This window comes from Streptomyces sp. NPDC057099 (assembly GCF_042671245.1).
GTDB lineage: Bacteria > Actinomycetota > Actinomycetes > Streptomycetales > Streptomycetaceae > Streptomyces > Streptomyces purpurascens.
Map to the genome: position 1 here is coordinate 1 of NZ_JBHUTX010000134.1, position 1005 is coordinate 1005.

1 protein-coding gene is annotated in these 1005 nt (G+C 68.7%); it reads right to left on the reverse strand.

The features are described 5' to 3' along the window. Positions 1–985 (reverse strand): amino acid adenylation domain-containing protein (locus ACFT4A_RS42550; RefSeq protein WP_382842076.1); only part of this gene is annotated, 985 nt, incomplete at its 3' end. Positions 986–1005 lie beyond the last annotated feature (20 nt).

Below are 1005 nucleotides of genomic sequence, written 5' to 3' on the forward strand. Positions count from 1 at the left end.
CGACCACGGCGGACGGGACCATGTGCTCCGGCAGACGACTCGCGGCGAACTCCCGCACCACCACCGACAGATCCCCACCCACCTCACCAGCCACCACATACGCGACCAGCCGCACATCACCAGGCACATCCTCCCGAGCGACCACCGCCGCCCGCGACACCCCCGGATGCCCCACCAGAACCGACTCCACCTCACCCGGCTCGATCCGGAACCCCCGGACCTTCACCTGCTCATCCGCCCGGCCCCAGTACTCCAACTGACCATCCGCGTTCCACCGCGCCAGATCACCCGAGCGATACATCCGCTCCCCCGCACCAAACGGCGACGCCACAAACCGCTCCGCCGTCAACCCAGCACGCCGCACATAACCCCGCGCCACCTGAGCACCCGCGATATACAACTCCCCCACCACACCCGGCACCACCGGACGCAACCCACCATCCAGCACAAACACCCGCGTGTTCGCGACGGGCCGCCCGATCGGCACCGACTCCCCGAGCCACTGCCCCGCACGCACCTCGAAGACACAACACCCCACCACCGCCTCCGTCGGCCCGTACTCATTCACCACCACCGACCCAGGCGCCCGCTCCAACCAGCCCCGCACCACCGCACCCGGCAGCGCCTCACCACCCACCACCCACGTCCGCGCAGCCCCCGCCACCCGTTCATCCGCCAACAACTCACCCAGCAAAGGCAGATGAGCAGGCACCACCTTCGCCAGCCCGAACCCGCCACGCTCCCCCACCAGCGACGCCAGGCCCTCCGCACCACCGGCCCGGCTCACCACCACCGCCGACCCCGACACCAACGGCAACACCACACTCGTCACCGTCAGATCAAACGCAAGCGACGAATGCAACGGAGCACCCCCACCCCCCGCCATGCCATACACACCGGCAGCCCAGCCCACATAATTGGCCAGACCCCCATGCGTCACCGCCACACCCTTGGGCCGCCCCGTCGAACCCGACGTATAGATCACATACGCCAACTGCTCGCGAA